23 protein-coding genes and 2 pseudogenes are annotated in these 26,165 nt (G+C 66.0%); 8 read left to right on the forward strand and 17 right to left on the reverse strand.

Annotation, left to right across the window (positions count from 1 at the left end):
- Window positions 1–12: 12 nt before the first annotated feature.
- Genes HW466_RS27400 through HW466_RS27415 form a run of 4 tightly spaced genes read right to left on the reverse strand, consistent with a single transcriptional unit; the run spans window position 13 to window position 4,151 of the window.
- On the reverse strand, window positions 13–945 hold the full coding sequence (locus HW466_RS27400) for an ABC transporter permease subunit (protein ID WP_151005293.1): 933 nt from the start codon (window positions 943–945) through the stop codon (window positions 13–15).
- Entirely contained in the window at window positions 942–1,865 is a 924-nt protein-coding gene (locus tag HW466_RS27405; protein ID WP_151005295.1) for an ABC transporter permease subunit, read from the reverse strand. Before HW466_RS27405 ends, HW466_RS27400 begins: the two co-directional genes overlap by 4 nt.
- 7 nt (window positions 1,866–1,872) lie before the next feature.
- Window positions 1,873–3,018 carry an ABC transporter ATP-binding protein gene (locus HW466_RS27410; RefSeq protein WP_151005297.1) on the reverse strand — a complete coding sequence of 382 codons (1,146 nt, stop codon included), beginning with the start codon at window positions 3,016–3,018 and terminating at the stop codon, window positions 1,873–1,875.
- Between the two features lie 11 nt (window positions 3,019–3,029).
- On the reverse strand, window positions 3,030–4,151 hold the full coding sequence (locus HW466_RS27415; protein ID WP_174905588.1) for a polyamine ABC transporter substrate-binding protein: 1,122 nt from the start codon (window positions 4,149–4,151) through the stop codon (window positions 3,030–3,032).
- A 241-nt stretch (window positions 4,152–4,392) separates the two neighbouring features.
- Between HW466_RS27415 and HW466_RS27420 the strand changes: the two genes are divergently transcribed.
- Window positions 4,393–5,226, forward strand: coding sequence for a helix-turn-helix transcriptional regulator (locus HW466_RS27420; protein WP_060348768.1), 834 nt, complete (start codon window positions 4,393–4,395; stop codon window positions 5,224–5,226).
- A gap of 53 nt (window positions 5,227–5,279) precedes the next feature.
- On the opposite strand, the gene HW466_RS32005 is transcribed toward HW466_RS27420, so the two are convergent.
- The 6 genes from HW466_RS32005 to HW466_RS27450 form a co-directional block, all read right to left on the reverse strand.
- Window positions 5,280–5,591: a hypothetical protein gene (locus tag HW466_RS32005; RefSeq protein WP_239006227.1), complete on the reverse strand. Its 312-nt coding sequence runs from the start codon at window positions 5,589–5,591 to the stop codon at window positions 5,280–5,282.
- Window positions 5,592–5,936: 345 nt separating this feature from the next.
- Complete coding sequence (locus HW466_RS27430) at window positions 5,937–6,350, reverse strand: Hsp20/alpha crystallin family protein (RefSeq protein WP_059451739.1); 414 nt, start codon at window positions 6,348–6,350, stop codon at window positions 5,937–5,939.
- A 35-nt stretch (window positions 6,351–6,385) separates the two neighbouring features.
- Entirely contained in the window at window positions 6,386–6,826 is a 441-nt protein-coding gene (locus HW466_RS27435; protein ID WP_059451689.1) for an Hsp20/alpha crystallin family protein, read from the reverse strand.
- Between the two features lie 663 nt (window positions 6,827–7,489).
- Window positions 7,490–7,987, reverse strand: coding sequence for a sodium:proline symporter (locus HW466_RS27440; protein ID WP_420908229.1), 498 nt, complete (start codon window positions 7,985–7,987; stop codon window positions 7,490–7,492).
- A 7-nt stretch (window positions 7,988–7,994) separates the two neighbouring features.
- A complete protein-coding gene (locus HW466_RS27445) occupies window positions 7,995–8,654 on the reverse strand; it encodes a hypothetical protein (protein WP_059505829.1) in 660 nt (219 codons plus the stop codon).
- A 166-nt stretch (window positions 8,655–8,820) separates the two neighbouring features.
- The gene (locus HW466_RS27450; protein ID WP_151005353.1) at window positions 8,821–9,774 is read right to left on the reverse strand and encodes a LysR substrate-binding domain-containing protein; all 954 of its coding nucleotides are present in this window, start codon (window positions 9,772–9,774) and stop codon (window positions 8,821–8,823) included.
- A gap of 57 nt (window positions 9,775–9,831) precedes the next feature.
- On the opposite strand from HW466_RS27450, the gene HW466_RS27455 reads away from it, so the two are divergent.
- From HW466_RS27455 to HW466_RS27465, 3 genes are all read left to right on the forward strand, one after another.
- Window positions 9,832–10,734: a DMT family transporter gene (locus tag HW466_RS27455; RefSeq protein ID WP_059541471.1), complete on the forward strand. Its 903-nt coding sequence runs from the start codon at window positions 9,832–9,834 to the stop codon at window positions 10,732–10,734.
- A 598-nt stretch (window positions 10,735–11,332) separates the two neighbouring features.
- On the forward strand, window positions 11,333–12,487 hold the full coding sequence (locus HW466_RS27460) for a branched-chain amino acid ABC transporter substrate-binding protein (RefSeq protein ID WP_059804562.1): 1,155 nt from the start codon (window positions 11,333–11,335) through the stop codon (window positions 12,485–12,487).
- Between the two features lie 88 nt (window positions 12,488–12,575).
- Window positions 12,576–12,878, forward strand: a complete 303-nt coding sequence (locus tag HW466_RS27465) for a hypothetical protein (protein WP_059451695.1) — start codon at window positions 12,576–12,578, stop codon at window positions 12,876–12,878.
- 100 nt (window positions 12,879–12,978) lie between these two features.
- Here the strand turns inward: HW466_RS27465 and ydiJ are convergent, their stop codons facing one another.
- On the reverse strand, window positions 12,979–16,032 hold the full coding sequence (gene ydiJ, locus HW466_RS27470) for a D-2-hydroxyglutarate dehydrogenase YdiJ (RefSeq protein ID WP_174905587.1): 3,054 nt from the start codon (window positions 16,030–16,032) through the stop codon (window positions 12,979–12,981).
- 153 nt (window positions 16,033–16,185) lie between these two features.
- Between ydiJ and HW466_RS27475 the strand changes: the two genes are divergently transcribed.
- Window positions 16,186–17,076 (forward strand): LysR substrate-binding domain-containing protein, encoded by an 891-nt coding sequence (locus tag HW466_RS27475; protein ID WP_059451697.1) that lies wholly within the window; start codon window positions 16,186–16,188, stop codon window positions 17,074–17,076.
- A 40-nt stretch (window positions 17,077–17,116) separates the two neighbouring features.
- Here HW466_RS27475 and HW466_RS27480 read toward each other — a convergent pair whose 3' ends face one another.
- Window positions 17,117–17,965, reverse strand: coding sequence for a LysR substrate-binding domain-containing protein (locus HW466_RS27480; RefSeq protein WP_060348764.1), 849 nt, complete (start codon window positions 17,963–17,965; stop codon window positions 17,117–17,119).
- A 105-nt stretch (window positions 17,966–18,070) separates the two neighbouring features.
- Here HW466_RS27480 and HW466_RS27485 point away from each other — a divergent pair, with 105 nt between their 5' ends.
- Window positions 18,071–18,718, forward strand: coding sequence for a LysE family translocator (locus HW466_RS27485; protein ID WP_059541488.1), 648 nt, complete (start codon window positions 18,071–18,073; stop codon window positions 18,716–18,718).
- 174 nt (window positions 18,719–18,892) lie between these two features.
- Here HW466_RS27485 and sfnG read toward each other — a convergent pair whose 3' ends face one another.
- The gene (gene sfnG, locus HW466_RS27490; RefSeq protein WP_060259275.1) at window positions 18,893–19,996 is read right to left on the reverse strand and encodes a dimethylsulfone monooxygenase SfnG; all 1,104 of its coding nucleotides are present in this window, start codon (window positions 19,994–19,996) and stop codon (window positions 18,893–18,895) included.
- 608 nt (window positions 19,997–20,604) lie between these two features.
- Between sfnG and HW466_RS27495 the strand changes: the two genes are divergently transcribed.
- A complete protein-coding gene (locus tag HW466_RS27495; protein ID WP_151006190.1) occupies window positions 20,605–21,729 on the forward strand; it encodes a sigma-54 interaction domain-containing protein in 1,125 nt (374 codons plus the stop codon).
- Between the two features lie 144 nt (window positions 21,730–21,873).
- Here HW466_RS27495 and HW466_RS27500 read toward each other — a convergent pair whose 3' ends face one another.
- Window positions 21,874–23,010 (reverse strand): collagen-like triple helix repeat-containing protein, encoded by a 1,137-nt coding sequence (locus HW466_RS27500; RefSeq protein WP_174905586.1) that lies wholly within the window; start codon window positions 23,008–23,010, stop codon window positions 21,874–21,876.
- A 341-nt stretch (window positions 23,011–23,351) separates the two neighbouring features.
- Between HW466_RS27500 and HW466_RS27505 the strand changes: the two are divergent.
- Window positions 23,352–23,588: pseudogene (locus HW466_RS27505) on the forward strand (dihydroxyacetone kinase subunit DhaK); the annotation flags it as partial.
- Window positions 23,589–23,619: 31 nt separating this feature from the next.
- On the opposite strand, the pseudogene HW466_RS27510 reads toward HW466_RS27505, so the two are convergent.
- From HW466_RS27510 to HW466_RS27520, 3 genes and pseudogenes are all read right to left on the reverse strand, one after another.
- A pseudogene (locus HW466_RS27510) lies at window positions 23,620–23,949 on the reverse strand (transposase); the annotation flags it as partial.
- Window positions 23,950–24,381: 432 nt separating this feature from the next.
- Window positions 24,382–25,074, reverse strand: coding sequence for an OmpA family protein (locus tag HW466_RS27515; protein WP_151003250.1), 693 nt, complete (start codon window positions 25,072–25,074; stop codon window positions 24,382–24,384).
- A 98-nt stretch (window positions 25,075–25,172) separates the two neighbouring features.
- Window positions 25,173–26,165, reverse strand: a 993-nt coding sequence (locus HW466_RS27520) for a YadA family autotransporter adhesin (protein ID WP_176316117.1), incomplete at its 5' end; no start/stop codon positions are given.

Genomic DNA, 26,165 nt, shown 5'->3' on the forward strand with positions numbered 1-26,165 from the left:
TCGTTCTTCACTTCATGAGGTGCGGTGCGGTGCGGGATCGTGCAGCGCGTGCGCGTCCGACGGGCGAGCTGGCGTCGACGCGGGCCCTTCGGCAGGCGCTTCGAGCGCAGCGGCCGCGTGCCATGCGCGGGCGTCGCGGGCCGTCCGGCGCTCGCGGGCCAGCATCGAGCGGTTCACGACGACGACGCCGATCGTCACGACCGTGATGAACACCGTCGCGAGCGCGTTCATCTCCGGGTTGAGTCCGAGCCGCACGCGCGAGAACACGACGAGCGGCAGCGTCGTCGAACCGGGGCCCGACAGGAAGGCGGAAAGAATGACGTCGTCGATCGACACGGTGAACGCGAGCAGCCAGCCCGACACCAGCGCCTGCGCGATCAACGGCAGCGTGATCACGAAGAACACCTTCAATGGCCGGGCACCGAGATCGAGCGCGGCTTCCTCAATCGAGCGGTCGAGTTCCTTCACGCGTGACTGCACGATCACCGCGACGAACGACAGGCACAGCATCACGTGACCGATCCAGATCGTCAGCCACCCACGTCCGGCGGGCCAGCCGAAGGTCTGCTGCATCGCGACGAACAGCAGCAAGAGCGAGATGCCCTGGATCACTTCGGGAATCACCAGCGGCGCGTTGATCATCGCCGCATAAAACGTGAAGCCCTTGAAGCGGCCGAAGCGCGCGAGCACGAAGCCGGCCCAGGTGCCGATCGCGACCGACGCGGTTGCCGTCAGCAGCGCGATCTTCAGCGACAGCCATGCGGCCGTCAGCAGTTCGTCGTCGTGCAGCAGCGCGCCGTACCAGCGCAACGAGAAACCGGACCACACCGTCACCAGCTTCGACGCGTTGAACGAATAGACGACGAGGCTCGCGATCGGCACGTACAGAAACAGGAAGCCCGCGCCCAGCACGCACGCGGACCACAGGCGATTCGCGCGGGTCATGAGCGCCCCTCCGCTTCGGCCTGGCTGTAATGGAGCACCGCCATCGGCACGAGTAGCAGCGCCACCATCGTCACCGTCACCGCGGACGCCATCGGCCAGTCCATGTTGTTGAAGAACTCGTCCCACATCACGCGGCCGAGCATCAGCGTGTTCGCGCCGCCGAGCAATTCGGGAATCACGTATTCGCCGACGGCCGGAATGAACACGAGCAGGCTGCCCGCGACGATCCCGTTCCTCGACAGCGGCAGCGTGATTTGCCAGAACGCGGACCACGGCGTCGCGCCGAGATCGTGCGCGGCCTCGAGCAGCGTGAGATCCATCTTCACGAGGTGCGCGTAGAGCGGCATCACCATGAACGGCAGGTACGAATAGACCATCCCGATGTAGACGCCCGCGTCGGTGTGATAGAGACGCAGCGGCGCCGCGATCACGCCGAGCGCCGCCAGCGCGCGATTCAGCAGGCCGTCGTCCTTCATGATCCCGACCCACGCATAGACGCGAATCAGGAACGACGTCCAGAACGGCAGCATCACGGCCATCATCAGCAGGTTCCGGCGTGCCGGCGCGGCACGGGCAATGCAGTACGCGATCGGATAGCCCGCGAGCACGCACATCAGCGTCGACGCGGCGGCCATCTTCAACGAACTGACGTAGGTCTTCAGGTACAGGTCGTCTTGCAGCAACAGCGCGTAATGCTTCACCGACAGCACGACCTGTAACGTGCCGGCTTCCAGTCGCGCGAGCGCGGTGTACGGCGGGATACCGAGCATCTGGTTCGCAAAGCTGATCTTCAGGACCAGCACGAACGGCAACGCGAAGAAGATCGCGAGCCACAGAAACGGCACGCCGATCGCGATACCGCGGCCCGACGGAAGGAAGCGTGACAGCGCGGACCCGGCGGAAGCACAAGTTCTCGTCATGTCGCCCTCACTGCGTCAGCACGACGCCGCTGGCCGGCGACCACGACACGAACACGTCGTCGTTCCACGCCGGTGCGCTGTCGTGCATCAGGTGCGAGCTCGACAGGTTCGACACCACCGTCTTGCCGCTGGGCAGACGCACGTGATACAGCGAGTAGGCGCCCATGTACGCGATGTCGGTCACGACGCCGCGCGCCCAGTTGTGATGCGAGCCGGGCTTCTCGCGCGACACGTGCACGCGTTCCGGGCGCACCGAGATGCCGACCGGCATGCCGAGCGGGCCGGTCACGCCGTGGCTCACGTACATCCTCGCTTCGAGAGCGTCGCTTTCGACGAAGATGTGATCGGGTTCGTCCTCCACCACGCGGCCTTCGAACAGGTTCGTCGAACCGATGAACTCGGCCGAGAAGCGGCTGTTCGGATACTCGTACACTTCGCCCGGCGTGCCGATCTGCACGATCTTGCCTTCGCTCATCACCGCGAGGCGGCTTGCCATCGTCATCGCCTCTTCCTGGTCGTGCGTGACCATCACGCAGGTCACGTCGACCTTCTCGATGATGTTCACGAGTTCGAGCTGGGTTTTCTGGCGGATCTTCTTGTCGAGCGCGGACATCGGCTCGTCGAGCAGCAGCAGCTTCGGGCGCTTCACCAGCGAGCGGGCGAGCGCGACGCGCTGCTGCTGGCCGCCCGACAGCTGATGCGGCTTGCGCTTCGCGTACTTGCTCATCTGCACGAGCGCTAGCGCGTCGGCCACGCGCTCCCTGATTTCGTTCTTCGGCGTGCCTTCCTGCTTGAGGCCGAACGCGACGTTCGACTCGACCGACATGTGCGGAAACAGCGCGTACGACTGGAACATCATGTTCACCGGCCGGCGATACGGCGGCAGCGACGCGAGGTCCTCGCCGTCGACGAAGATCTTGCCGGAGGTGGCCGTCTCGAGCCCGGCGAGCATGCGCAGGAGCGTCGACTTGCCGCAGCCCGAGCTGCCGAGCAGCGCGAACAGTTCGTTCTTCGCGATCGTCAGGTTGACGTTGTCGACGGCCGTGCTGTCGCCGAACTTCTTCACGACGTTTTCGATGCGCACGAACGCGTCGTGCGTGGACCGGCTGCCACGCTCGACGGCAGCCGGCGGGGCGAATGCGAAATGGTTCATGATCGTCGCCCTCAACCGCCCGACTTCAGTTGCAGCCACAACCGGTTCTGCATCCGGGCGATATCCGCGCTGCGCGGCATCGCGAGCGATGCCTTCGCGATCGCGCCGTCCGACAGGTAGATGCCCGAATCCTGCGCGATCGCAGGCGTCACGAACGCTTTCGCGGCCTTGTTCGCGCTCGGATAGAAGATCTCGTTCGTGATCGCCGCGTTGGTCTTCGGTTCCTCGATGTAGTTGATCCACTTCAGCGCGGCCTCGGGGTGCGGCGCATCCTTCGGGATCGCCATCACGTCGAACCACAGCAGCCCGCCTTCCTTCGGATTCACGTAGCGGATCTCGTACGAGCGCTTCGCATCCAGCGTGCGGCGCCGTGCGACGCTGACGTCGCCGGACCAGCCGAGCACGACGCATACGTCGTTGTTCGCAAGATCGTCGGCATAGCCGACCGAGCTGAACTGCGTCACGTAAGGACGAATCTTCTTCAGAACGTCGTACGCGGCCTGGTAATCGGCGGGGTTCTTGCTCTCCGGGTCCTTGCCCATGTACTGCAGCGCTGCAGCAAACGCGGCGTCCGGCGCATCGAGCAGCGAAATGCCGCAGCCCTTCAGCTTCGCCGCGTTCGCGGGATCGAACAGCAACGCCCAGCTGTCGGTGGGCGCCGTATCGCCGAGCCGCTTCTTCACCGCCTCCACGTTGTAGCCGATGCCGGTCGTGCCCCAAGCCCACGGTACGCCGTACTGGTTTCCCGGATCGGCTTTCGCGATCATCTTCATCAAGAGTGGGTCGAGATTCGCGAGGTTCGGGATCTTCGACTTGTCGAGCTTCTGGTACACGCCGGCCTGGATCTGTTGCGCAAGATAGTTCGACGTCGGCACGACGATGTCATATCCCGAGCTGCCCGCGAGCAGCTTGGTCTGCAGCGTGTCGTCGCTGTCGTAGCTGTCGTAGCGCACCTTGATGCCCGTTTGCTTCTCGAAACCGGGCACCGTGTCCTTCGCGATGTACTCCGACCAGTTGTACACGTTCAGGTTGGCATCGCCCGCACGGGCTGGCTGGGCGGCCGCGACGGCCAGCGCCGCCGACGTGGCGAGCGCAGCGCGCACGGCCGCGCGGCGACGGAAACGGATACGCATGGGGACTCTCCTTGTAATGGGTATCGGCCGTGCCGCCGGGTCCGGATTTGAACCGGCGTCAACGCCGTCTGGCGGGGTTCAGCACAAGGGGCAATGTAGAGGTCGCGGCTCGCATCGTCAGTCCCGAAAACCGGGACAAACGCGACCGTCGTTCGGGGCCGGTTGGGTAGATTCCCGCGTAGGCAGTCGAAAATTTTCGTGATACCTGTAGCGCAACCCGGTTTCCTCGATACACGACGTCATGAGCGCTGCGCTTTCCGCCCCCGATCTCCCGCTGAGCCACGTCGCGTTCGTGACCGATACGCTCGGTGATATCGCGCAGGCGATCGGGACACCGCAGTTCATGCGCACCGTGTACGACACACTCGTGCGTTACGTCGATTTCGACGCGGTGCATCTCGACTACGAACGTGGCGCGGCGTCGGGCAGGCGCAGCGTCGGCTGGATCGGCAGCTTCGGCCGCGAGCCGGAACTCGTCGCGCAGGTGATGCGCCATTACTACCGCAGCTACGCGAGCGAGGACGTCACGTACGCGGCCATCGAGAGCGAAAGCGACACGCAGCTGCTGCAGGTGTCGTCGCAGCGGGTTGCGAGCGAGTTGCGGCACCTGTTCTTCGACGCCGGCGACATTCACGACGAATGCGTGGTCGCGGGCGTGACCGGCGGCACGCGCTACTCGATGTCGGTCGCGCGCTCGCGGCGGCTGCCGCCGTTTTCACTGAAGGAACTGAGCCTGCTGAAGCATTTGTCGCAGGTCGTGCTGCCAATGGCCTCCGCGCACAAGCGGCTGCTCGGCGCGGCGTGCGCGGACGAAGCGCCGCGCGACGAGCTCGATCTCGACCTCGTCGCGCAATGGCTTCCGGAATGGCACGAACGACTGACCGCGCGCGAGATGCACGTGTGCGCGTCGTTCATCCAGGGCATGACGTCGGCGGCGATCGCGCAGTCGATGGGTGTCAAGACGTCGACCGTCGATACCTACGCGAAGCGTGCGTTCGCGAAGCTCGGCGTCGATTCGCGGCGGCAGCTGATGGCGCTCGTGCTGAGGAATGCATCACGCCGGCACGACGCGTGAGCGTGCGGCGTACATGATTCAGTGCCGCCGGATCTGCTGATCGAAGCGGCTAGTCAGGCCACGCTTTCAGGCGCCGCGATCTCCGTCGCGCTTCCCCGTGGCGGACAGAACACATCGCCGTCGTTCGGCGCGTCGTTCGCCGAGAACGTCGTGCTTCCGCGACGCGCACTGCTACAGCGCTGGAGGGCATCGAGCATCCATCGTCCCTTGTGCGTCAGGTGTGCAACGCGCCTTCCGGGCGTGCAATGCTCGAGCATGACCAGTTGGCGCTCGAGCAGTGCATCGAGTTCGGTCCTGTTCATGTCGATCTGGTCCGGCGCTTCGCGGACCAACATCAATGTCGCGAATTCGTGTGGACTGAGCATCTTCGTCTCCAGTCAACGATGAAACCGTAAGCCGGACGACTACGCGCAAGACCGCTGTCGATGGCGCATGTCGCGCGCACGTTCGTCCCCGGATGCACGCCCCGCGTCCTGTCGCCGAGACGACGCGCATCGCATCGAAAGCGTCAACCCGCGAACGACTCTTCCGGGCGTCCAACACGCGCGGTTTTGCACCCGAAAATGCCGCGCCGGAACATACGGGAACGTGCCGGCAAGCATTCCAGCTTTCGCTTCGGTCCTCGCCCGTGGCTTCGCCCGAATGACGGTCGAATCGGCGCAGGTCTCGCCTGCCGCGCAGTACGTCCGGATCTGCGCCGATACTTCCGTCTATTCGACGCTCACCGGGATGCGTCGCGGCTTCGCCTCCTCGCGGCGCGGAATCGTCAACGTGAGCACGCCGTCGCGTAGTTGTGCATCGATGCGCGACACGTCGAAATCCGGGCTGATGGTGAACGCTCGCCAGAAGTGCGGATGCCGGACTTCGCCGTGCTGCAGGCGCAGCCCCGACGGTGTCGGGATGACCGCTTCGGCTTCGACGGTCAGGTTGCCGTCCCGCACCTGCACTTCGAGCTTGTCGCGGGACACGCCCGGCAGATCCGCGTACAGCGTGATGCCGCGATTGTCCTCGAACACATCGACGGCAGGCGCGACGCGGGTGACCTGCTTTGCCGGCTCCCCGCCCGCCGGGCCGGCAACGCCGGTGCTTCCCTGCCGGGTCGTCAGTTCGTTGCTGTCGTTCATGATGTCCTCCATTCGTTTCATGCGTCGATCAACACTCACTGGACGGTAATGGCGCGCGGTTTCGATGCCTCGGAACGTCCGACGCTGATGGTCAGGCAACCGTTCACATACCGCGCGTTGACTTTGTCCGGATCGGCGTGCTGCGGCAATTCGATCACCCGCCGGAACGCGCCCATGAAGCGCTCCCGCGCATAGACGCGCGTTTCGTCGCCCACATTCGCCTCGGGCGGCTTGCGCTCGCCGCTGATCGTCAGCAGTCCCTTGTCGATCGAGACTTCGATCGCGGACGGATCTAGCCCCGGCGCGAATGCGACGATCTCGACGGTATCGTCGGTACTGCCGATGTTCACCGCAGGAAAGGTTTCGCTGCGCGTAGCGCGCAGACTGGCGGGATATCCCGCAAAGAGGCTGGCCATCTGCCGTTGCAGGCGGTCGAATTCGCCCAGCAGATCCGTGCCGAAGAAGAGATCGCTCATGACTGGCTCCTTGAAACCGGGGCCCTTCGCGAGAGACGAACGGAACCACGCGCTCCAGTTCGCCTGCCCGCGGGAAACCCCGCCGACAAACAAATCGAAACACGCAGCGCTTAGCGCGACTGCCTGAGCGATCCGTAAACTAGTGCAACAATCGGAAAATTCAAGAGGTCCTGCAACATGTCGTGAGGGAGGTTTCATCGGCCTTCCGACCGCCTTCGGGAACAGACGGAACGTGGCCCATGCCGACCTTTGCCGGCCGCGCCGGCAGCGCTGCCGCTTCGCGCAACACCGATCGATCCTGCGAGCCTCCCGGTCGATGAGGCCGAGGGTGGAGCCCGGTGCAATTGGCTGCGCACGAGGGTTACGTTCCGATTGGCCGTGCCGCGCGGGCCAGGACGGCTTGTGACAGATGCTCCGTGGACCGGCCGGCGCCTGCGAATCCGCCGGCCGCTCCCGGCCCGTCCGAGCCGCACCGCCCGGATGGACGCCGGCGCGTCCTGTACCGCCTCGGCTGGTACGCGGGAGCCTGTTGCCGCGCCGAAACAATTTGTTACAACGGGCGTTTTCGCAGGCTCCTGAAGCGTGCAACGAGCGCCGCTATTTCCGTTTCCGGCAATCGGCAATACGCAGATGTGTGGCGCCTGAAGCCGGAACCGTCGGCGCTCACGTGCGCGGCAACCGCCGGGCGAAGCAGTAAACGCCGGCTGCGACGACACCGAACACCACATGGGCAACCAGCGTGATCACGCCGCGCGCCGCGACGAACCACGGGAAGATCGCGGTGAACGCGTGCAGGTTGATGCCGTACAGAACGAGCCCGAACGCGGCGCCCGCGAGGAGCGCGGCGCCGAGTGACCGGCCGCGGACCAGCTTCGCCAGCACGACCGTATAGGCGAGCGACAGCACGGCATGCGCCATCGTCGCCACGCCCATGATCGTCGGATCGAAGCCCGCGGGCGCACTGAGGATGGATCGCCCCATCACGATGGCGGCCGTCAGGCGCGCATCGCGAAGCAGATCGTGAATGGCGTCTTCGCCGGCAATTGGCCAGAGCAGCAACTCGATGATCGTCGAGCAAACCGCCGCGCAGCATGCTGCCCGGAGAATCGGAACCGCACCGGTCTGCTTCAAGCATCCACCTCCGCGACGACCGGCCGCCATGCGCGGCTTACAACGGACGTTCGCAATCCGTCCAGTACGCGAACGGATCGCGATGCTTCGGGTAGTGCTCGTCGAGCCATTTCAGCAACGTCGCACGCGCGTTGTCCAGGTCGGCCTTCGACGACGACGTCGTCAGCTCGTGCACTTCGACGGACTTTTCCCGATCCATCACGTAGCAGTTCCAGTCGGGGCCGTCGAGATCCGGATCGTCCGACGCCTTCGACGCCTTGCGCCAGCCCACTCCCTTGCGCGCATCGATGTAATAACGCGGATGCACTTTCAGATACGACATCTCGCCGCCCTGCAGGCTGCTTTCCGCGCGCAGCACGTCGCGTTCGTCGACGATCTGCGTGACTTCCGGCAGCCGGCGCGAGCGCCAGCCGGCCGGCAGCGTCGCCGTCGCCCGCACGGCGTCGTACGGCCCCCAGGTGAGGCCCCAGGCTTCGGCCATGCGCTTCATGAACGCATCGGCGCCCGGATAGCCGCGCAGCTGGATTCTCGTCGACAACGTGACTTCGACCCGGCCGTCGGCACCGGCCGGGTCGCCTGCCGCTTCGAACGGATTGCCCGGACGCGACGCGCGCTGCTGCGCATCCGCGGGCGCCATGCCCGAAAACAGCTGGTCGAGCGCCGCACGCGCTTTCGACGACTTGTCTGGTCTATTCATTACTCACTCTCTCCCTCTGCATCCGCACGTCTGCAAAAACTGTCGATTCTCGTTCATCTTCGGGTCTCGCGGTTTTCCGCGGTCGCATTGTCGACGATCCCATGGCCGCGGTCGAGCACCAGCGGCGCCGACGCACGTTGCGTCGCGGGCCCCGGCTTTCCGGCGCCTACCCGAGCGCCGCCCGCATCCGCTCCATCAGCGCGAGCACCTCCGGGCGACTCTCGCCCTTCGCGTGCACGAAGTGATACCTGAGCAGCGACTCGACTTCATGCCGGCTCACGCGCACGAGCGCACTGCGCCGAAGATACGCTTCCGCGAGCGGCACCCGCGCCAGCGCCACGCCGAGCCCCGCTTCGGCCGCCGCGAGCACCAGGTTGTAGTCCTCGAAGCGGCGATCCTGCGCGCGCGGCTTGAACGGAATGCCGAGCGCGTCGAACCAGGTACGCCAGCCGGTGACGTCGGAGTCGTGCAAGAGCGGCATCTCAAGCAGCGCTGCGTCGCCGTTTCGGCGGCGCAGTGCGGCCAGTTGCGCGGCGAGCCGCGGATGCGCGACTGGATAAAGCGTTTCCGGCATGAACTCGCGGGTCTCGAGCTGGCGCCAGTTGCCGCGCCCGTAACGGATCGACAGATCCGCTTCGCCGCCGGCGATATCCACGTTGCGAAGCTCGATGCCGAGATCGATGCGCAACGCGGGCGCTTCGCTCTCGAGCGCATGCTGGCGCTCGAGCAGCCAGAGCTGCGCGAATGCCGGCACCACGCTCATCCTGACCAGTCGCGGCGTGCGCGGCGAGCGCCATTGATCGGCCGCGCCGTCGATGATCGCGAACGCCTGCTCGATCCGGCCGACGAAGCGCTGACCGTCCGGCGTCAGCCGCACGCCGCGCGCATGACGTTCGAACAACGCCATGCCCAGCCAGTTCTCGACGGCCGCCACACGCCGGCTGATCGCGCCATGCGTGACGCCCGAGGCGTCGGCGGCCGCCAGAAACGAACCATGGCGCGCCACCAGGCAGACAGTCTCCAGGCTGGCCAACGGCGGTCGCGGGCCGGGTGCCGGGACGGCCGGCAGCGCGTTGGCAACGCACCGCCGCGCGCGCATCGAGCTGTGAGCCATATTCATACCCGCATGTTGATCTGTGCGCTAGCTTAACATCTGACCACGCCGCACCATTGCCGCATGAACACGCTCTCTCCTCCGTCGTCGCGCGGCGCGCGACTGCCGCTCGTCGCGGCCGGCGCGGTGGCGTTCACGATCGTCTCGTGGGCCTCCGCCTTCCCGTTCATCCGGATCGGCCTGCACGGGCTGGCCCCGCTGCAGCTCGCGGCCGCTCGCTTCGCGACCGCCGCCGTGCTCGTGCTCGCATGGCTCGCGTGGCGACGGCCGAAGATGCCTGCCAAAGGCGACGCGTTGCGCTTTCTCGCGTGCGGCTTGCTCGGCATCGCGCTCTACAACGCGCTGCTCAATACCGGCGAGCAGACCGTGTCGGCCGGCGCGGCGAGCTTCATCGTCAATACGCTGCCGATCTTCACGGCGCTGCTGGCCGCTATATTTCTGCGCGAACGCTTCAATCGCTGGGGATGGCTCGGCTCACTGGTCAGTCTCGCCGGCATCGCCGTGATCGCGCACGGACAGCCCGGCGGTCTCGTGCTCGGCTCCGGCAGCACGCTGATTCTCGGCGCGGCGCTGTGTTCGGCCAGCTATTTCGTGTTGCAGCGGCGGCTGATTCCCGTGTACGGCGCACTGCCCTGCGCCGCGTACACACTGCTGGCCGGCGCGTTGCTGCTCACGCCGTGGTTGCCCGGTGCGCTCGCGTCGCTCGGCGGCGGTGCTTCGCGCGACACGGCGCTCGCCGTCCTCGTGCTCGGTGTCTTTCCCGCCGCGCTCGGCTATGCGACGTGGACCTTCGCGCTCGGCTACTTCGGCGCGGCACGCGCCGCCAATTTCCTCTACCTGACACCGGCGGTCGCGACGGCGCTGTCGATGGCGCTCACGGGCGAGCGTCCCGGCATCGAGACCGTGTGCGGGGGCCTGCTGGCCATTGCCGGCGTGATATTCGTGGCCTTGCGCGGACGGACATAACGGGCGCGCGGTTTCGGCGGACGGCGATACTCGCTCGAAGAACGATCCCGCGGTTCGGCCAGGCCGGGCTCGGTCCACTGCAAAACGGGAACACATGGAGAGCCTCGACGCCTTCGCGCCAATTCATGGTCGCGAGCAGGCCTGACCGTTAGTTGCATTGGATGGTTCGCGACCTTGCCGAAGCATGACGATGGAAGTGTGCAGACAAACCGACCGAACAGTTCGCGATTGATTGCAGCGCACTGTCCATGGTCACCGATGGCGGCCCGGTCGAATAATCGGAGCAATCGGTGATCACAAGGATCACATCTGCACGAAAGACCGCGCAGTCGCATCACATTTGCGCAAGGCTGGGCAATTCGCGGAAGCGGGCACAAACGGGTTCGGATATATTCATACCAATTGCGTGTCGTCAGACGAAATCGTCCGCTCGCTCGGACACTGCGTGGCGCAGGCGTCGCTCGCCGGCCCCGACAACAGGCGACACGCAAGCCGAACCCGTCACGGGTCGCGGAGACGCGTCCGGCACGCCGAGCACCTCACGAGGGCGCGCCGCGCACCGGACGACATTAGAAATATCAATCAACGGAGATGGCAGATGGAACGAAGCATTGTCGGCATGCGCTGCAAACCCCTGGCAACCGTCGCACTGGCAGCCGCCGCATTTATGGCCGCATCGGGCGCGATGGCCGACCAGGTCGTGAAGATCGGCAGCGTCGAACCGACGACGGGTGGCATTTCGCACCTCGGCAAGGATAACGAGAACGGCGCACGCCTCGCGGTCGAGGAAATCAATGCGAAGGGCCTGACGATCGGCGGCAAGAAGATCACGCTGCAGCTCGACGCGCAGGACGACGCAGCCGACCCGCGCCAGGCCACGCAGGTTGCACAGAAACTCGTCGACGACAAGGTCGTCGCCGTCATCGGCCACCTGAACTCGGGCACGTCGATCCCGGCATCGAAGATCTACAGCGACGCGGGCATCGTGCAGATCTCGCCGTCGGCCACGAACCCGACCTACACGCAGCAGGGCTTCAAGACCACGTATCGCGTGGTCGCCACCGATGCGCAGCAAGGCCCGGCGCTCGCGAGCTACGCGCAGTCGAAGGGCGTGAAGAGCGTCGCGGTGATCGACGATTCGACCGCGTACGGCCAGGGCCTCGCGAACGAGTTCGAGAAGAAGGCGAAGGCGCTCGGCCTGAAGGTGCTGTCGCACGACGCGACCAACGACAAGGCTGTCGACTTCCGCGCGATCCTGACGAAGGTGAAGGGCGAGAACCCGGACGCGATCATGTACGGCGGCATGGATGCCACTGGCGGCCCGCTCGCGAAGCAGGCGAAGCAGCTCGGCCTGCGCGCGAAGATCCTGTCCGGCGACGGCGTGTGCACCGACTCGCTGGCCGAGCTGGCCGGCCCGGCGGCCGACAACGTGCTGTGCTCGCAGGCCGGCGCGGCGCTCGAGAAGATGCCGGGCGGCGCGGCGTTCCTCGCCAAGTACCAGAAGCGCTTCAACCAGGGCATCAAGTTCGATGCGCCGTTTGCGTACGACGCGGTCTATATCGCGGTCGACGCGATGAAGCGCGCGAACTCGACGGACCCGGCGAAGATCCTCGCGGCGATGCCGTCGACGAAGTACGAAGGCGTGATCGGCACGACGACGTTCGACGCGAAGGGCGACCTGACGCACGGGATCATCTCGATCTACGGCTACAAGAGCGGCAAGAAGACGTTCCTCGACCAGGTGAAGATGTAACGCCCCACGACGCCGGCACGACGGGAACGCCACCCGTCGGCGCCGGCGCCGCGCGGTGCCGATTCAAGTTTTGCGGAGACGAAGCGACATGTGTGCAATGGCGTATGCGGAATTTCAACAGGAGTTGAAGAAAGCGCAGTTGACGGCGCGAGAATTCGCCCGTTTGATCCGGATGAACGAAAGTTCCATCACGAACTATTCGAGCAAGGGCACCGTCCCCTCCCACCTCGCGGTCATCGCGACGCTGATCGGCGCGCTGGCCGCGCACGAGATCGATTTTCGGCGCGTGATCGGTAAAACCGGCATCGAGCCGAAACGGCCGCGCGGCGTCGGCGCGTTTCCCGCGGCGCGCAAGCCGCGCGCGAGCAAGACCACGAAAGCCGGTTCCTGAACCAGCGCGGGCGCCGGGCCAGGCGCCGCACGTGCCGTTCGCTCCGGCGCACGCTCGATACCGTCACGCACGCTGCCGCGCGACACGCTCAGCCGGCCCGTCAGGCCGCCGCCCGCACGTGATCGAGCAGCGCCTGCAGCGGGTGGCGCACCTGGCGCGACGCCATCCGCTTCACCTGGCTGCGGCACGAATACCCGGTCGCGAGTGCTTCACCTTCCGCTTCCGGCGCATCGACATGCGCGGCCCACGATTGCGCATAGATCGTCCGCGACGTCTGCAGGTTGCGCGCCTCGTGCCCGTAGGTCCCCGACATTCCGCAACACCCGGTCGCCTGCACCTTCAATCGCAGCCCGCGCCGCGCGAATACCTGCGCCCATTGCTTGCCGCTATCCGGCGCGTTGGTTTTCTCCGTGCAGTGCAAAAGCAACCGGTATGACGCAACCACCGCCTCCGCCCCCGCATCCGCTTCGGGCAGCGCCTGCAACAACCACTCCTGCGGCAGCGCAACCTTCGGCACGTCGGCGAGCCCCGTCACCTTCAGGTATTCCTGCCGATACGTCAGCGTCATTGCCGGATCGAGGCCGACCAGCGCGACACCCGAGCGCGCGAGCGCGGCCAGTTGCGTCGCGTTGCGAATCGCCGCCCGCTCGAACGCTCGGAGGAAACCCTGCACATGCAGCGCCTTCCCGTTCGGCGCGAGTGGCGCGAGCCACACCTGGAAGCCGATGCGCGCGGCCAGCTCGATCAGCGTCGCCAGTTGCTCGGTGTCGAAATAGCGCGTGAACGTGTCCTGCACGATCACGACGCTGCGCGCGCGCTGCGCATCGCTCAGCGCGGCGAGCGCGCGCGGATCGGCCGGCCGCACGTTCCACTGCCGCGTCACGGCCGCGAGGTCGAAGCGGCTCAGCAGCGGGCTGTCGACCATGCCGACGTGCCGCTCGAGCAGCGTGCGAACCCAGCCGGCGCGCATCAGGCCGTTGTACAGCGCGGGCACGCGCGCCATCCACGGCATCGTGAATTCGAGCGAGCCGATCAGATAGTCGCGCAGCGGGCGCTGGTAACGCTGGTGATACAGCTCGAGAAAGCGTGAGCGGAATTCGGGCACGTTGACCTTGACCGGGCACTGCCCCGCACACGACTTGCATGCGAGGCAGCCGGCCATCGCGTCGTATACCTCGTGCGAGAAGTCGGCTTCGCCGTCACGCGCGGCACGGCTGTTGCGCCAGCGGGTCACGAGGCCTCGCATGAACGGCTGCGGCGCGCGCGCCGCCGCGACCACGTCGATGCCCGCCTGTCCTTGCAGACGCAACCATTCGCGCATCAACGACGCGCGTCCCTTCGGCGACTGCACGCGTTCGCGGGTCGCCTTCCACGACGGGCACATCGCGTCGTCCGGATCGAAGTTGTAGCACGCGCCGTTGCCGTTGCAGTGCATCGCCGTGCCGTAGCTCTGCCACACGCGCTCGTCGATCTGCCGGTCGTGGTCGCCGCGCGTCGGCACTTCGTCGATCTTCAGCAGCCGCAGCGTGTTGTCCGGCGGCGTCGCGATCTTGCCCGGGTTGAACTGGTTGTGCGGATCGAACGCGGCCTTCAGCTGTTGCAGCGACGGATACAACTCGCCGAAGAACGCCGGCGCATATTCGGAACGCACGCCCTTGCCGTGTTCGCCCCATAACAGGCCACCATGCCGCTGCGTGAGTTCGGCCACCGCGTCCGACACCGGCCGCACCAGCGCGGCCTGCTTCGGATCCTTCATGTCGAGCGCCGGGCGCACGTGCAGCACGCCCGCGTCGACGTGACCGAACATCCCGTACTGCAGCCCGTGGCTATCGAGCAGCGCACGAAATTCGGCGATGTATGCGGCGAGATTTTCGGGCGGCACCGCGGTGTCCTCGACGAACGGCTGCGGACGCGCCTCGCCCTGCACGTTGCCGAGCAAGCCGACCGCACGCTTGCGCATCGCGTACACGCGCTTCACCGCATCGTCGCCGGCCGCGAGCGTGTGGCCCAGCCGCTCGACGCTCGTGTCGGTGCGCAATTGCTCGACAAATGCTCGCACGCGCGCATCGACGTCGTCGGCATCGTCGCCGCTGAATTCGATCAGGTTGATGCCGAGCGTCGGACGCGCATCGTCCTGCGGAAAATATTCGGCCACGCTGCTCCACACGAAATCCTTCATCGCGAGCATCAGCACCTTCGAGTCGACCGTCTCGATCGACAGCGGCTTGAGTTCGAGCAGCGCACGCGCATCGCGCAGCGCGTCCATGAAGCCGGCGTAGCGCACGTTGACGAGCACCGAATACTTCGGGATCGGCAGCACGTTCAGCTTCGCCTCGACGACGAAGCCGAGCGAGCCCTCGGCGCCGCACAGCACGCTGTTCAGGTTGAAGCGGCCGTCCGCCTCGCGCAGGTGCGCGAGATCGTAGCCGGTCAGGCAGCGATTGAGCTTCGGAAACTTCGCGTCGATCAGCGCGGCCTTTTCGTCGCTGATGCGACGCGCGGTGCGATAGACCTTGCCGATCCGGTCCTGCCGTGCGCAGCGGCGTTCCAGCTCGTCGTCCGCGAGCGCGTCGCTGTGCAACTGCTCGCCGCCCATCAGCACGAAGTCGAGCGCGAGCACGTGGTCGCGTGTCTTCCCGTACGTGCAGCTGCCCTGCCCGCTCGCATCGGTATTGATCATCCCGCCGACCGTCGCGCGGTTCGACGTCGACAGCTCGGGCGCGAAAAAGAGCCCGTGCGGCTTCAGCGCGGCGTTGAGCTGATCCTTGACGACACCCGCCTGCACGCGCACCCAGCGCTCGTCCGCGTTGATTTCCAGGATCCGGTTCATGTTGCGCGACAGATCGACGACCACGCCGTCGGTCAGCGACTGCCCGTTGGTACCCGTGCCGCCGCCGCGCGCCGCCACCGCGATGTCGCGGTGCGCGGGCTCGGCCAGCAGCCGCGCGAGCAGCCGCACGTCCTGCGCATGCGCGGGGCAAACCACCGCCTGAGGCAAGCGCTGGTAGATCGAATTGTCGGTCGCCTGCACGGTCCGGTTCGCATGGTCCGCACGGATTTCGCCTGCGAATCCGGCCGCCCGAAGTGCGGCGAGGAAGTCGCGATAACGGGCCTCTGGCGGGCTGACGGGACGGGGCAACGGAGCGATCGACATGGGATGAAAACACGGTGTAGGTGGAGCCGGTACTCGGCCTCGCGCAGAATCATGAGTTTTCAGCAAGATTCCATGCGAGCCGGAAATCCAGTATCTTGCGGATCAGCTCAAGAAACAAACGAATTCTTCCCCGGCAACACTTGCATAAAATTCATGAATTACCGTCGCCTGACCCCGTCGATGTCGTTGCTGCTGGCGTTCGAGGCCGCGGCGCGCCACGAGAGCTACACGCGCGCGGCCGACGAGCTGTCGCTGAGCCAAAGCGCGATCAGCAGGCAGGTTCAGACACTCGAGGATCAGCTCGGCGTGGCGCTGTTCCGGCGCGAGGGCCGCTCCGTGAAGCTGACGGAAGTCGGGCGGCGCTACTTCGTCGAGCTGAGCGGCGCGCTCGGGCGCATCCGCGGTGCGACGCTGCAAGCGATGTCGCATCAGGCCGGCGCCGGCACGCTGCGGCTCGCGACCTTGCCGACCTTCGGTTCGAAATGGCTGCTGCCGCACCTGCATGATTTCTATGCCGCGCATCCGGGCGTGACCGTGCACCTGCATTCGCGGATCGGCGGCATCGACTTCCATACCGACGACCTCGACGCGGCCATCACCGTCGGCGCGGGCGACTGGCCCGGCCTGCACGCGCACCGGCTGTACAACGAGTTCCTGATCGCGATCGCGAGCCCCGACACGGCCGGGCGCCGCAAGGCCGGCCCGCGCGCGCCGGCGTGGGCGGCCGGGCAGACGCTGCTGGGCGTGACGAGCAATCAGCATGCGTGGGCCGAATGGTTCTCGCGTTTCGGTCTCGATCATCGCGAGATGCGCATCGGCCCCAGTTTCGAGCTGACGTCGCATCTGATCCAGGCCGTGCGGGCCGGGATGGGAATCGGCCTCGTGCCGAAGGTGCTGGTGGAGGACGAGCTGAGCCGCAACGAACTCGTGTCGATCGGCGACGCGATCACCAGCGAGCGCAGCTACTACCTCGTGTATCCGCCGGAAAACGACACGCTGCCGTCGCTCGTGGCGTTTCGGGAGTGGCTGCTGAAATCGTGCTGACGAGCTAACGGGCTGACGGGCGACCGCATGGAACACGCGCTCACGCGCGCCATTCATTGAGAATCTGTTCGGCGAGGTAATCGCAAGGCGGTCGCGCCGACTGCGCGCTGCGCGCCAGCACGACCTCGAGCGCATCCAGCGGCGGCAGCCCTTCGTTCTGCGACAACTGGACGAGATGTTCGGGAATGCAGCAGCGTGCGAGCGGCGCGACCGCAAGGCCAGCCTCGACCATGCTGATCAGCCCGAGGAAGCTCGGGCTTTCGTACGACATCCGGAACGGAATCTTCTGTCGGTTCAGCGCCTTGATCGCGTGATCGCGCGCCATGCTGCCATGCGTGAAGAGCGCGACCGGCAACGGGCGCTCTTCCCATACGTTGCGCTTGGGGGAACCCGTCCACACGATCGGTTCGAGCCGCACCAGCTCGCCCGTCACGCCCTTGATGCGCGTGACGCATGCGAGGTCGATCGTGTTGTCCTTCAGCATCGGCACGAGCGCGCTGCTCGGCTGGCCGATCACACGCACTTCCACCCGCGGATGCATCGCGGCGAACTTGCCGAGCACCTGCGGCAGCAGCGACGAGATGTAGTCGTCCGGCACGCCGATCGTCACGCGCCCGCGAATCTCCGGACGCACCACCGACGCCCACGCCTCGTCGCGCATCGCCAGCATCCGGCGGCCGTAGTCGGCGAGCATGCGGCCCTCGTCGGTGGCCGTCACATTGCGCGTGTCGCGAATGAACAGCGGCTTGCCGAGCGCATCCTCGAGCGCCTTGATCTGCATGCTCACCGCCGACGGCGACCGGTGCACCGCTTGCGCGCCCTGCGCGAACGAACCGGACTCCGTCACGGCCACCACCATCGCCAGCACATCGAGGTCGAGCTTTTTCATGGAATTCAGAAAATCTGATCAATCGATTCAGTTTATCCCGTTTTACTGTTCACCTCCATCGCCGGACAATGAATGCCATCGATTTCATCGCGGGAAGCAGCAATCATGCATACCACCGGCTCGCTCTACGGATTTCTGGTCATCGGCGGCATGCTCGCGATCACGCCGGGGCCGAACATGGTCTACGTGATGTCGCGCTCGATCGCGCAGGGGCGCACCGCCGGCCTGATTTCGCTGGCGGGCGTGATGGTGGGCTATCTGTTCTACATGTTCGGCGCCGCGTTCGGAATCACGACGCTGTTCATGAGCGTGCCGTACGCGGGCACCGCGCTCGGCGTCGTGGGCGCCGCGTATCTGCTCTATCTCGCATGGCAGGCCGTCCGGCCCGGCGGCCGTTCGCCGTTCGAACTGAAGACGTTGCCGAACGAGCAGCCGCTGCGCCTGCTCGCGATGGGGGCGACGACAAGCGTGCTGAATCCGAAGCTCGCGATGCTGTTCGTGTCGCTGCTGCCGCAGTTCATCGACTACCGGCACGGCAGCGTGTTCGGCCAGTCGCTCTTTCTCGGTTCGTTGTTGATCGCTGCGTTCGCGTCGGCGAACGGGCTGGTCGCGATCTGCTCGAGCGGCATCGCGCAATTCCTGCATGGACGGCCGGCGCTGCTGCTCGCGCAGCGCTGGGCGATGGGCGCGGTGCTCGGCGGCCTCGGCGTGCAGATGCTCGTCGAGGCGTCGAGAACGGCGGGTATGGCTTGACGCGCACGGCAAGTCGCGGCGCCGATGAGGCGGTAACACCCGGCCCGCGCCGCGCTTCGCGACGCAGCGATCCTGGATGGCCGGCGGCACCCGGCGCCGGCCGTGACGTTCAGACGTTTACGCGATCGCGCGGGCGTTCACGATCGCAACCGTTCGCCCGCGCACGCGCATGCGTCACGCGGCAACCGCCTGCCGCTGCGCTTCGAGCTCGCGCACGAGCGGCAGTACGCGCTTGCCGAAGTACTCGACTTCCTCGATGAAATGCAGGAACCCGGCGAGCACGAGATCGACGCCGACCGCCTTCAGCGCGACGATCCGCTCGGCGATCTGTTGCGGCGTGCCGATCAGGTTTGTGCGGAAGCCGTCGTTGTACTGCACGAGATCCTCGAACGTGGAGGTCGCCCAGTTGCCTTCGCCTTCCGGTGACGCCTTGCCGGCCTCCTTCACCGCGTCGCCGAATGCATGCACGGCCTCGACGTGCGCGTGCCGGACGATGTCGTCGAGCACGGCCCGCGCCTCTTCCTCGGTGTCGCGCGCGATCACGAACGCGTTCACGCCGATCCGCACGCGATGGCCGTTCGCGGCGGCCTTCGCGCGGATGTCGTCGATCTGCGCCTTCAGGTTCTCCGGCGTATTGCCGTTCGTGAAGTACCAGTCCGACACACTTGCCGCGTTGTCGCGCGCCGCGCGCGAACTGCCGCCCTGGAAGATCTCCGGGTGCGGCTTCTGCACGGGCTTCGGGCTGAGCGTGTAGTCGTTGAAGCGGTAGAAGTCGCCCTTGAACGTGAAGTTGTCCTGCGTCCAGATGCCTCTCAGCGCCTGGATGAATTCCTTCGAGCGCCGATAGCGTTCGTCGTGCTCGAGCCACGGCTCGCCGATCGCCGTGAATTCGCCCTTGAACCAGCCGCTGACGACGTTGATCGCGATGCGTCCGTTCGAAACATGATCGATCGTCGCGAGCTGCTTCGCGACCACGGCCGGATGCCACGGCCCCGGCAGGATCGCCGCGATCACCTTCAATTTCGTCGTTGCGTGCAGCAGCGCCTGGCTGAACGAGACCGACTCGTGCTGGTATTCGGCGCCGTAGCCGGCCGTGAAGCGTATCTGGCTCAGCGCGTAGTCGAAGCCGGCTGCCTCGGCCGTGCGCGCAAGCTTCTGGTTGTACTCGAGGCTCCAGTCGGTACGCTGCTCGATCGTGCTGACGACGAGACCGCCGCTGACGTTGGGCACCCAGTACGCGAATTTGACACCGTCGGTTGAAGGTTCGTGAATGCTCATGAAGGATCCTGATCGAAGGAGAAGACGAAAGGCGGGCTGCGCAACCACGTCGGCAAGCATGGGCAAACGGACGACCACGCCGAGGGTGTCGCTCGCTCCTTGCGTTCCGTTGTCGGGCCGTGCGTTGCCGCGCCGGTATCGTGTCGGGTTCGCAAGGGGCGTGCCATAGCCGACGGATGAGCGATCACGCGGATCATCTGCATCCCGAACCTTCCTTCGATCGCCCGGCGGATATGGCTTCCGCGGCCAAATTTCTGGCAAAGGAAAGCGTTTCTCCACTTGTGTCGGATCGATATTCCACGGTGCGATGAACCGACGGAAACAACATTGCTGATGGCCTGCTGCTCGATCAGCAGTTTTGCGCGCTCCGTTCGTCGGATCGCCGGGTTCGGACGCCGTCGCATCGAACGCGATGACGTCAAATCCGTTGTCGCAACAGCGAGCGTCGCCGCCGTTTCATCCTGCGCAGCAATCCGGCTTTCGTTATCAGAAATCGATGTTTCCCGTACGGAGCAAAACGCGGAACACTCTGCTGACCACGCAGCAACCGGACCGCGACGCCCCTCGGCGCTGGTTCGACCGTTCGATCGACTCACGCTTTCATCGCCATGACCACCCTGTCTGCAACGCCGCGCCCGGTCCGTTCTCGAGTCGTCACCGCGCAGCCGGATGAATCGCGCGGCGCGGCCGTTCTCGCATTCCCCGCCCACCACGCGCCGCCCCGCGCCCGCGCGCCCGTGTTCGCCGATCCGCGTTCGCTCGCGTTGCTCGAACGCGTGCGGCGCGTCGCGCCGAGCGACGCGAACGTGCTGATCGTCGGCGAGACCGGCACCGGCAAGGAGTTGATCGCGCGCCATGTGCACGACGCCAGCCATCGCGGCGGCGGCCCGTTCGTCGCCGTGAACTGCGGCGCGCTCTGCGACACGCTCGTCGACAGCGAACTGTTCGGTCACGAGAAAGGGGCCTTCACGGGTGCGCTCGGCACGAAGCCCGGCTGGTTCGAGGCCGCGAACGGCGGCACGCTGTTTCTCGACGAGATCGGCGACCTGCCGCCGCCGATGCAGGTCAAGCTGCTGCGCGTGCTGCAGGAACGCGAGGTCGTGCGACTCGGCTCGCGCACGGGCATCCCGATCGACGTGCGGGTGGTGGCCGCGACGAATGTCGACCTGCAGCAGGCCGTGGTGGACGGCCGGTTTCGCGGCGACCTGTTCTACCGGCTCAATGTCGTGCGGCTCGACGTGCCGCCGTTGCGCGAACGGCCGCGCGACATCCTGCCGCTCGCGCGCCACTTCTTCGACGAATACCGCACCCGCGTCGGCCATGGGCCGCGCAGCATCGATCCGCGCGCGGCGCGCCTGCTCGAAGCGCATTCGTGGCCCGGCAATATCCGCGAACTGGAAAACGTGATCCATCACGCGCTGCTGGTGAGCCGCCACGATGCGCTGCAGGACACCGACCTGAACCTGTCGTCGTCATGCGTGCCGGCCGTGGCTGCCGGCGTGCGGGAAGCGGCGGACCGCGTGCCCGGTCAGGAAGCGCTCGAACTCGCACTGTGCGCGCTGTTCGACGAGCCGCACGAGAACCTGTTCGAACGCATCGAGAACACCGTGATGCGGGTCGCGTTCGACTTCTGTCACCGCAACCAGGTCCAGGCCGCGCGCCTGCTCGGCATCAGCCGGAACGTGCTGCGTGCGCGGCTGATTCGCGCGAAGGCGATCGCGGCGGTCAAATGAGAAACGCGATCGCGCGGCCGCAAGCGGTGCCGCGCGTCGGCTCGTCGCAATTCATCGACGGCATGAACGGGCGATGCCGATGCGCTGCTCGCCTGCGCGACGGCACGCGGCGCGTCGTCGAGCCGCGTGCCGTACGGTACGCCGTTATTTCCCGACGCCGCCCGTCACGCCGCCGAGCGTGCCGGTAACCGTCGACACGAGGTTCGTCACCGGCGCGAGCGGGCTCGCCGCACCGGCACCGGTCGTGCCGCCGAGTGCGCCGGTCAGCGACCCGAGCGGCGTCGAGCCGAGCCCCGACAGCACGCCGCCGAGCGGGCCGGATGCGCTCGAGCCGCTCGACGGACCGTTCTGCACGGTGGCGACGGAAGCGCCCGCGAGGCTCACGATCATCCCGGGAATCGGCGCGACGCCGTTCGGGCCGTTGTAGTTGACGAGTCCACCCGCGTTCGTGACGGTATTGCCGAGCGCGCCGACGACCGCCCCCACCGCGCCGACGGCCGGTTGCGACGAAACGGAGCCCATCCGCGAGCCCGTCGTCGCGAGTGCGGTGCCGACCTGCCCGAGCAAGCCGGCCACCGGCTGACCAAGGCCCGTGGTCGCCCCGATCTGCTGCGTTGCCTGGCCGGCCGTGATGACGAGCGGCGTGACGGCCGAACTGAGCGGCTGCGTGACCTGTTGGACGGCGCCCGACGCCAGCGTCGCGCCGACCGTGTTGCCTGCCGCGCCGAGTCCGCCGGCCACGGTATCGAGCACTGCGCCGACGGGTGTCGTCACCGGCGCGAGCGGCGCCAGCGGCCCCGAGCCGAGCGCGCGGATGGTCTGCGCAAGGCCCTCGACCGGATTCGCGGTCGCGCCGACCACTTCGCCGAGGCCGGCGACCGTCGTGCCGACCGGATTGGGCGTCGAACCGGTCTTGCCGAGCCCGTCGCTGAGCGCATCGGCCGCGGCGCGCGAAATCGTGCTGATGCTCGAGATCGCGTCGCCCGCGCTGCGCGTCACGGTATTGCCGAGTACCGGCAGCGACATCGCGCTGACGGTCGAGCCGACGCCGACCGCGAGCGCGCCGGCGGTGCTCACGACGCCGCGCGTGCCGGGTGTGCCGCTGGTGCCCCAGCCCCCGTCCGACGTGTTGCTGCCGGGCGTGTTGCCGGAGACGGATGTGCCGCTGGTGCTCGCGGCGGCGGCGCTCGCGGGCGCCGCGACGTCGGTGCCGCCGCAGGCGGCCAGCATGCCGGCGGCGGCGAACAACGCCGCGGACGTGACAATGCGGGTTCGATACATGGTGGTCTCCTCGCGGTCCGGGCGATGGAATGTTCGATTGAGGACCGGACGAGAAACAGCATTTTCCATGCCATTGCCGCCAGGCGAACACGCGTTCCCGCCGCCGCGCCAGCATCCGCGCACCCGCGCGAGCGCGTGCCCCGCGATCGCGATCGATACGTTTCGGTCCCCGAGCGGCGCTGTTTTCGTTACATTCGTGCTACGAATGCCTCGATGTTACGTAACGCCGGCCGCGCGGCGCGCCGCTTTCCGCAGCGCGCCGCCTACCATCCACAGTACGAAGCCAGGCGGCGCTGCATCCGCGCCGCCGGGCTTCGTCCCATCGTCAGGAACCCGCTGCCATGAAGAAGCTCGTGAACCACCCGTCCGACGTCGTGCGCGAAATGCTCGAAGGGATCGCGCGACAGTCGCCGCATGTCGCGATTCTCGGCGATGAGCAGGTGCTCGTGCGCCAGCCGCTGCCCGAGCCATCGCAGCGCCCCGTCGCGATCCTGTCCGGCGGCGGCAGCGGTCACGAGCCCGCGCACGGCGGCTACGTCGGTGAAGGGATGCTGAGCGCCGCCGTCTGCGGGGGTGTCAGGATTTCCGCGCTCAAGGCGGGTGGAACAATTACACGGAAGGTCGCACGAACCGATCTGTATAAAGGATAGCGAACTGGTTCATGGCCGTCTTCCAGTCATGTGCGGCACTTCCCCAATTCGCGGTGATGTTGCGTAAGGCCAGCCAGATGAGCTTGGTGGCGGCCTCGTCGGTCAGGAAGTGAACACGGGTCTTGATGATCTTGCGCAGCTGCGAGTTGATATTTTCAATCGCGTTCGTCGTGTAGATGATCTTGCGCACACCCGGAGGGAACGCAAAGAACGGGATCACGCGATCCCAGGCGTTGCGCGATGCGCTGCTGACGGTCGGGAATCTCTGGCCCCACGAGCCATCAGCAAACATCGAGTTCGGCCTTAGCGGCCGCGCAACAGCTCTATCCCGCGAATCGCAGTGAAGTGCTTGACGCCGGTGCACCGGCATGGGCAGTGCAACCGTAGGAGACTAGGTCGTGGCAGTTGCGAAGACGTCATACATCGTCTACACCCAATCCAACCACGTCGACCGAAACCAGGAAGCCTCGACGGCTCGGGATGCACGCCACGCGTACTGGCAGCGAAAGCGTTGCAGGCCGCTGTAGCCATCGATGCTCCTGTTTTTGCAGGTTGACGACAACGAGTCTACCTCCGTTCATAGTGCAAAAGAGGTGGTTGGCATGACGTGAGAGATGCCAACCAGTACTGCACGGTCGTCGACAGCCGCCTATGAGGGAGAAGGGGCATAGCCGAAATTAACAGATCACCGTATGACAACCGAACGCATGGCTGTGCGCCACTATTTCGTGTCGATATGGATCTCGACGCGTCTATTCTGCGCACGGCCATCCACCGATGCATTTGACGCGACTGGATCAGACGCACCGCGCCCGTCGGAAACGAACGACTGCGCGCTCAGCCCGTTGGCGCGCAGATAGTTCGCAACCGTGTGCGCACGTGCATTCGACAGTGCGAGATTGTGCGAAGCGCCGCCGGTGGAATCGGTGAAACCGGTGAGCATCACACGTCGAAATTGCGTTCCGCGGTTGGTCTTAATGAAGCTGTCGAGCGCAGCGCGACCCTGCGGCGTCAGCTGCGAACTGTCGGTGTCGAAGTGCGCATCACCCTGCAACAGTACCTGACTCTGCGGAGTGGGTTGCGACGCGGGCGCAAGCTGCGCCACCGGCTGCGGCTTGCCGCACATGAACGTAATCTCGCGCGGATCATTCTTCGGCGCATCGCCGACTACGCGGTCAATCATCTCGAGCGCCGTGAAACCCTGGTCTTGGCAGAATTTCTCTGCCGCACGCGCGCATGCCTCGGCGCTGCCGAGTATCCCATCGCAGTCCACACGGAACAGATGGTCCGGCTTACCCGGCACGGATACTGCCCGAATGTCGTAGGTCAAACCCGAATGAGTCGTACAGGCACCAAACGCCAGTGCAATCGCGCCGATTAACGTCGCGCGCATAAACAGCGATGTCTTTATCATGATGGAATATCAGCTTGGAGGCTGATGTCAGTAATATGGGTGAGTAAAATGGTCGTTAAGGCATCGCGCTGGGCGGGGCTTACGCCCCGCCTCGTGGATTACCACTGATACGAAGCGCCCATGCCAACAGTGTTGCCACCACTCGACAGGCCCACGCCAGCCTTCAACTTCAGGTTCTGCGTGATCCGGGCTTCGCCGCCAAACGCCACCGCCTGATAACCCTTGTAGGTCGCGCCACCGATACCGAACGACAGCGTCTTGCCCAGATCGACGCCCGGAATCATAGTCAGCGCGGTGGCTGCGGCGATACCCGAGTAAGCGGCGCGCGACATATCGCTAATCTGGCCTTGCAAACCGCCCACTGCACGATCGAGTTGCCCCTTGGTCGCTGCGTCGGACGCGTTGATACCGTCCTTGATGTTGACCAGACGACGGTTGCCGCTGTCGGTCCCGTTACCGAATGAAACTGTACCGGCTTCTGTCGCCACTGAGCCCTGACCGACTGCGACCGAGTTGCCCGCACCGGCTACGACGCGAGAGCCCTGGCCGATTGCGGTCGATCCTGCCCCCGCTGCCATCGAACCTTGGCCATTCGCGGTCGAGCTCACACCCGATGCCGTCGAGCCTTGACCCGTGGTCGTCGAGTTGATGCCTGTGGCATTCGCGCCTTGGCCTGCTGCCGTCGACTTGTCACCCGATGCCGTCGAACCTTGGCCGTTCGCGGTCGAGCTCGAGCCCGATGCCGTCGAGCCTTGACCCGTGGTCGTCGAGTTGATGCCCGTGGCATTCGCGCCTTGGCCTGCTGCCGTCGACTTGTCACCCGATGCCGTCGAACCTTGGCCGTTCGCGGTCGAGCTCGCGCCCGATGCCGTCGAGCCCTGGCCGTTCGCGGTCGAGCTCACACCCGATGCCGTCGAGCCTTGACCCGTGGTCGTCGAGTTGATGCCTGTGGCATTCGCGCCTTGACCTGCTGCCGTCGAGTTGTCACCCGATGCCGTCGCGCCCTGGCCATTCGCCGTCGAGCTCGCACCCGATGCCGTCGAGCCTTGACCCGTGGTCGTCGAGTTGATGCCCGTGGCATTCGCGCCTTG

Source organism: Burkholderia territorii (assembly GCF_902833055.1).
In the GTDB taxonomy this organism is placed as follows: Bacteria; Pseudomonadota; Gammaproteobacteria; order Burkholderiales; family Burkholderiaceae; genus Burkholderia; species Burkholderia territorii.

What these genes read in the sequence shown, in the direction of transcription:
- ydiJ (WP_174905587.1), bottom strand. Translation starts at nt 16,032, where the DNA reads ATGTCGATCGCTCCGTTGCCCCGTCCCGTCAGCCCGCCAGAGGCCCGT.
- HW466_RS27435 (WP_059451689.1), bottom strand. Translation starts at nt 6,826, where the DNA reads ATGAGCGATCTCTTCTTCGGCACGGATCTGCTGGGCGAATTCGACCGC.
- HW466_RS27440 (WP_420908229.1), bottom strand. Translation starts at nt 7,987, where the DNA reads ATGGCGGCCGGTCGTCGCGGAGGTGGATGCTTGAAGCAGACCGGTGCG.
- HW466_RS27485 (WP_059541488.1), top strand. Translation starts at nt 18,071, where the DNA reads ATGCATACCACCGGCTCGCTCTACGGATTTCTGGTCATCGGCGGCATG.
- HW466_RS27450 (WP_151005353.1), bottom strand. Translation starts at nt 9,774, where the DNA reads ATGAATATGGCTCACAGCTCGATGCGCGCGCGGCGGTGCGTTGCCAAC.
- sfnG (WP_060259275.1), bottom strand. Translation starts at nt 19,996, where the DNA reads ATGAGCATTCACGAACCTTCAACCGACGGTGTCAAATTCGCGTACTGG.
- HW466_RS27515 (WP_151003250.1), bottom strand. Translation starts at nt 25,074, where the DNA reads ATGATAAAGACATCGCTGTTTATGCGCGCGACGTTAATCGGCGCGATT.
- HW466_RS27495 (WP_151006190.1), top strand. Translation starts at nt 20,605, where the DNA reads ATGACCACCCTGTCTGCAACGCCGCGCCCGGTCCGTTCTCGAGTCGTC.
- HW466_RS27445 (WP_059505829.1), bottom strand. Translation starts at nt 8,654, where the DNA reads ATGAATAGACCAGACAAGTCGTCGAAAGCGCGTGCGGCGCTCGACCAG.
- HW466_RS27420 (WP_060348768.1), top strand. Translation starts at nt 4,393, where the DNA reads ATGAGCGCTGCGCTTTCCGCCCCCGATCTCCCGCTGAGCCACGTCGCG.
- HW466_RS27500 (WP_174905586.1), bottom strand. Translation starts at nt 23,010, where the DNA reads ATGTATCGAACCCGCATTGTCACGTCCGCGGCGTTGTTCGCCGCCGCC.
- HW466_RS27415 (WP_174905588.1), bottom strand. Translation starts at nt 4,151, where the DNA reads ATGCGTATCCGTTTCCGTCGCCGCGCGGCCGTGCGCGCTGCGCTCGCC.
- HW466_RS32005 (WP_239006227.1), bottom strand. Translation starts at nt 5,591, where the DNA reads ATGCTCAGTCCACACGAATTCGCGACATTGATGTTGGTCCGCGAAGCG.
- HW466_RS27460 (WP_059804562.1), top strand. Translation starts at nt 11,333, where the DNA reads ATGGAACGAAGCATTGTCGGCATGCGCTGCAAACCCCTGGCAACCGTC.
- HW466_RS27410 (WP_151005297.1), bottom strand. Translation starts at nt 3,018, where the DNA reads ATGAACCATTTCGCATTCGCCCCGCCGGCTGCCGTCGAGCGTGGCAGC.
- HW466_RS27475 (WP_059451697.1), top strand. Translation starts at nt 16,186, where the DNA reads ATGAATTACCGTCGCCTGACCCCGTCGATGTCGTTGCTGCTGGCGTTC.
- HW466_RS27455 (WP_059541471.1), top strand. Translation starts at nt 9,832, where the DNA reads ATGAACACGCTCTCTCCTCCGTCGTCGCGCGGCGCGCGACTGCCGCTC.
- HW466_RS27480 (WP_060348764.1), bottom strand. Translation starts at nt 17,965, where the DNA reads ATGAAAAAGCTCGACCTCGATGTGCTGGCGATGGTGGTGGCCGTGACG.
- HW466_RS27400 (WP_151005293.1), bottom strand. Translation starts at nt 945, where the DNA reads ATGACCCGCGCGAATCGCCTGTGGTCCGCGTGCGTGCTGGGCGCGGGC.
- HW466_RS27430 (WP_059451739.1), bottom strand. Translation starts at nt 6,350, where the DNA reads ATGAACGACAGCAACGAACTGACGACCCGGCAGGGAAGCACCGGCGTT.
- HW466_RS27465 (WP_059451695.1), top strand. Translation starts at nt 12,576, where the DNA reads ATGTGTGCAATGGCGTATGCGGAATTTCAACAGGAGTTGAAGAAAGCG.
- HW466_RS27405 (WP_151005295.1), bottom strand. Translation starts at nt 1,865, where the DNA reads ATGACGAGAACTTGTGCTTCCGCCGGGTCCGCGCTGTCACGCTTCCTT.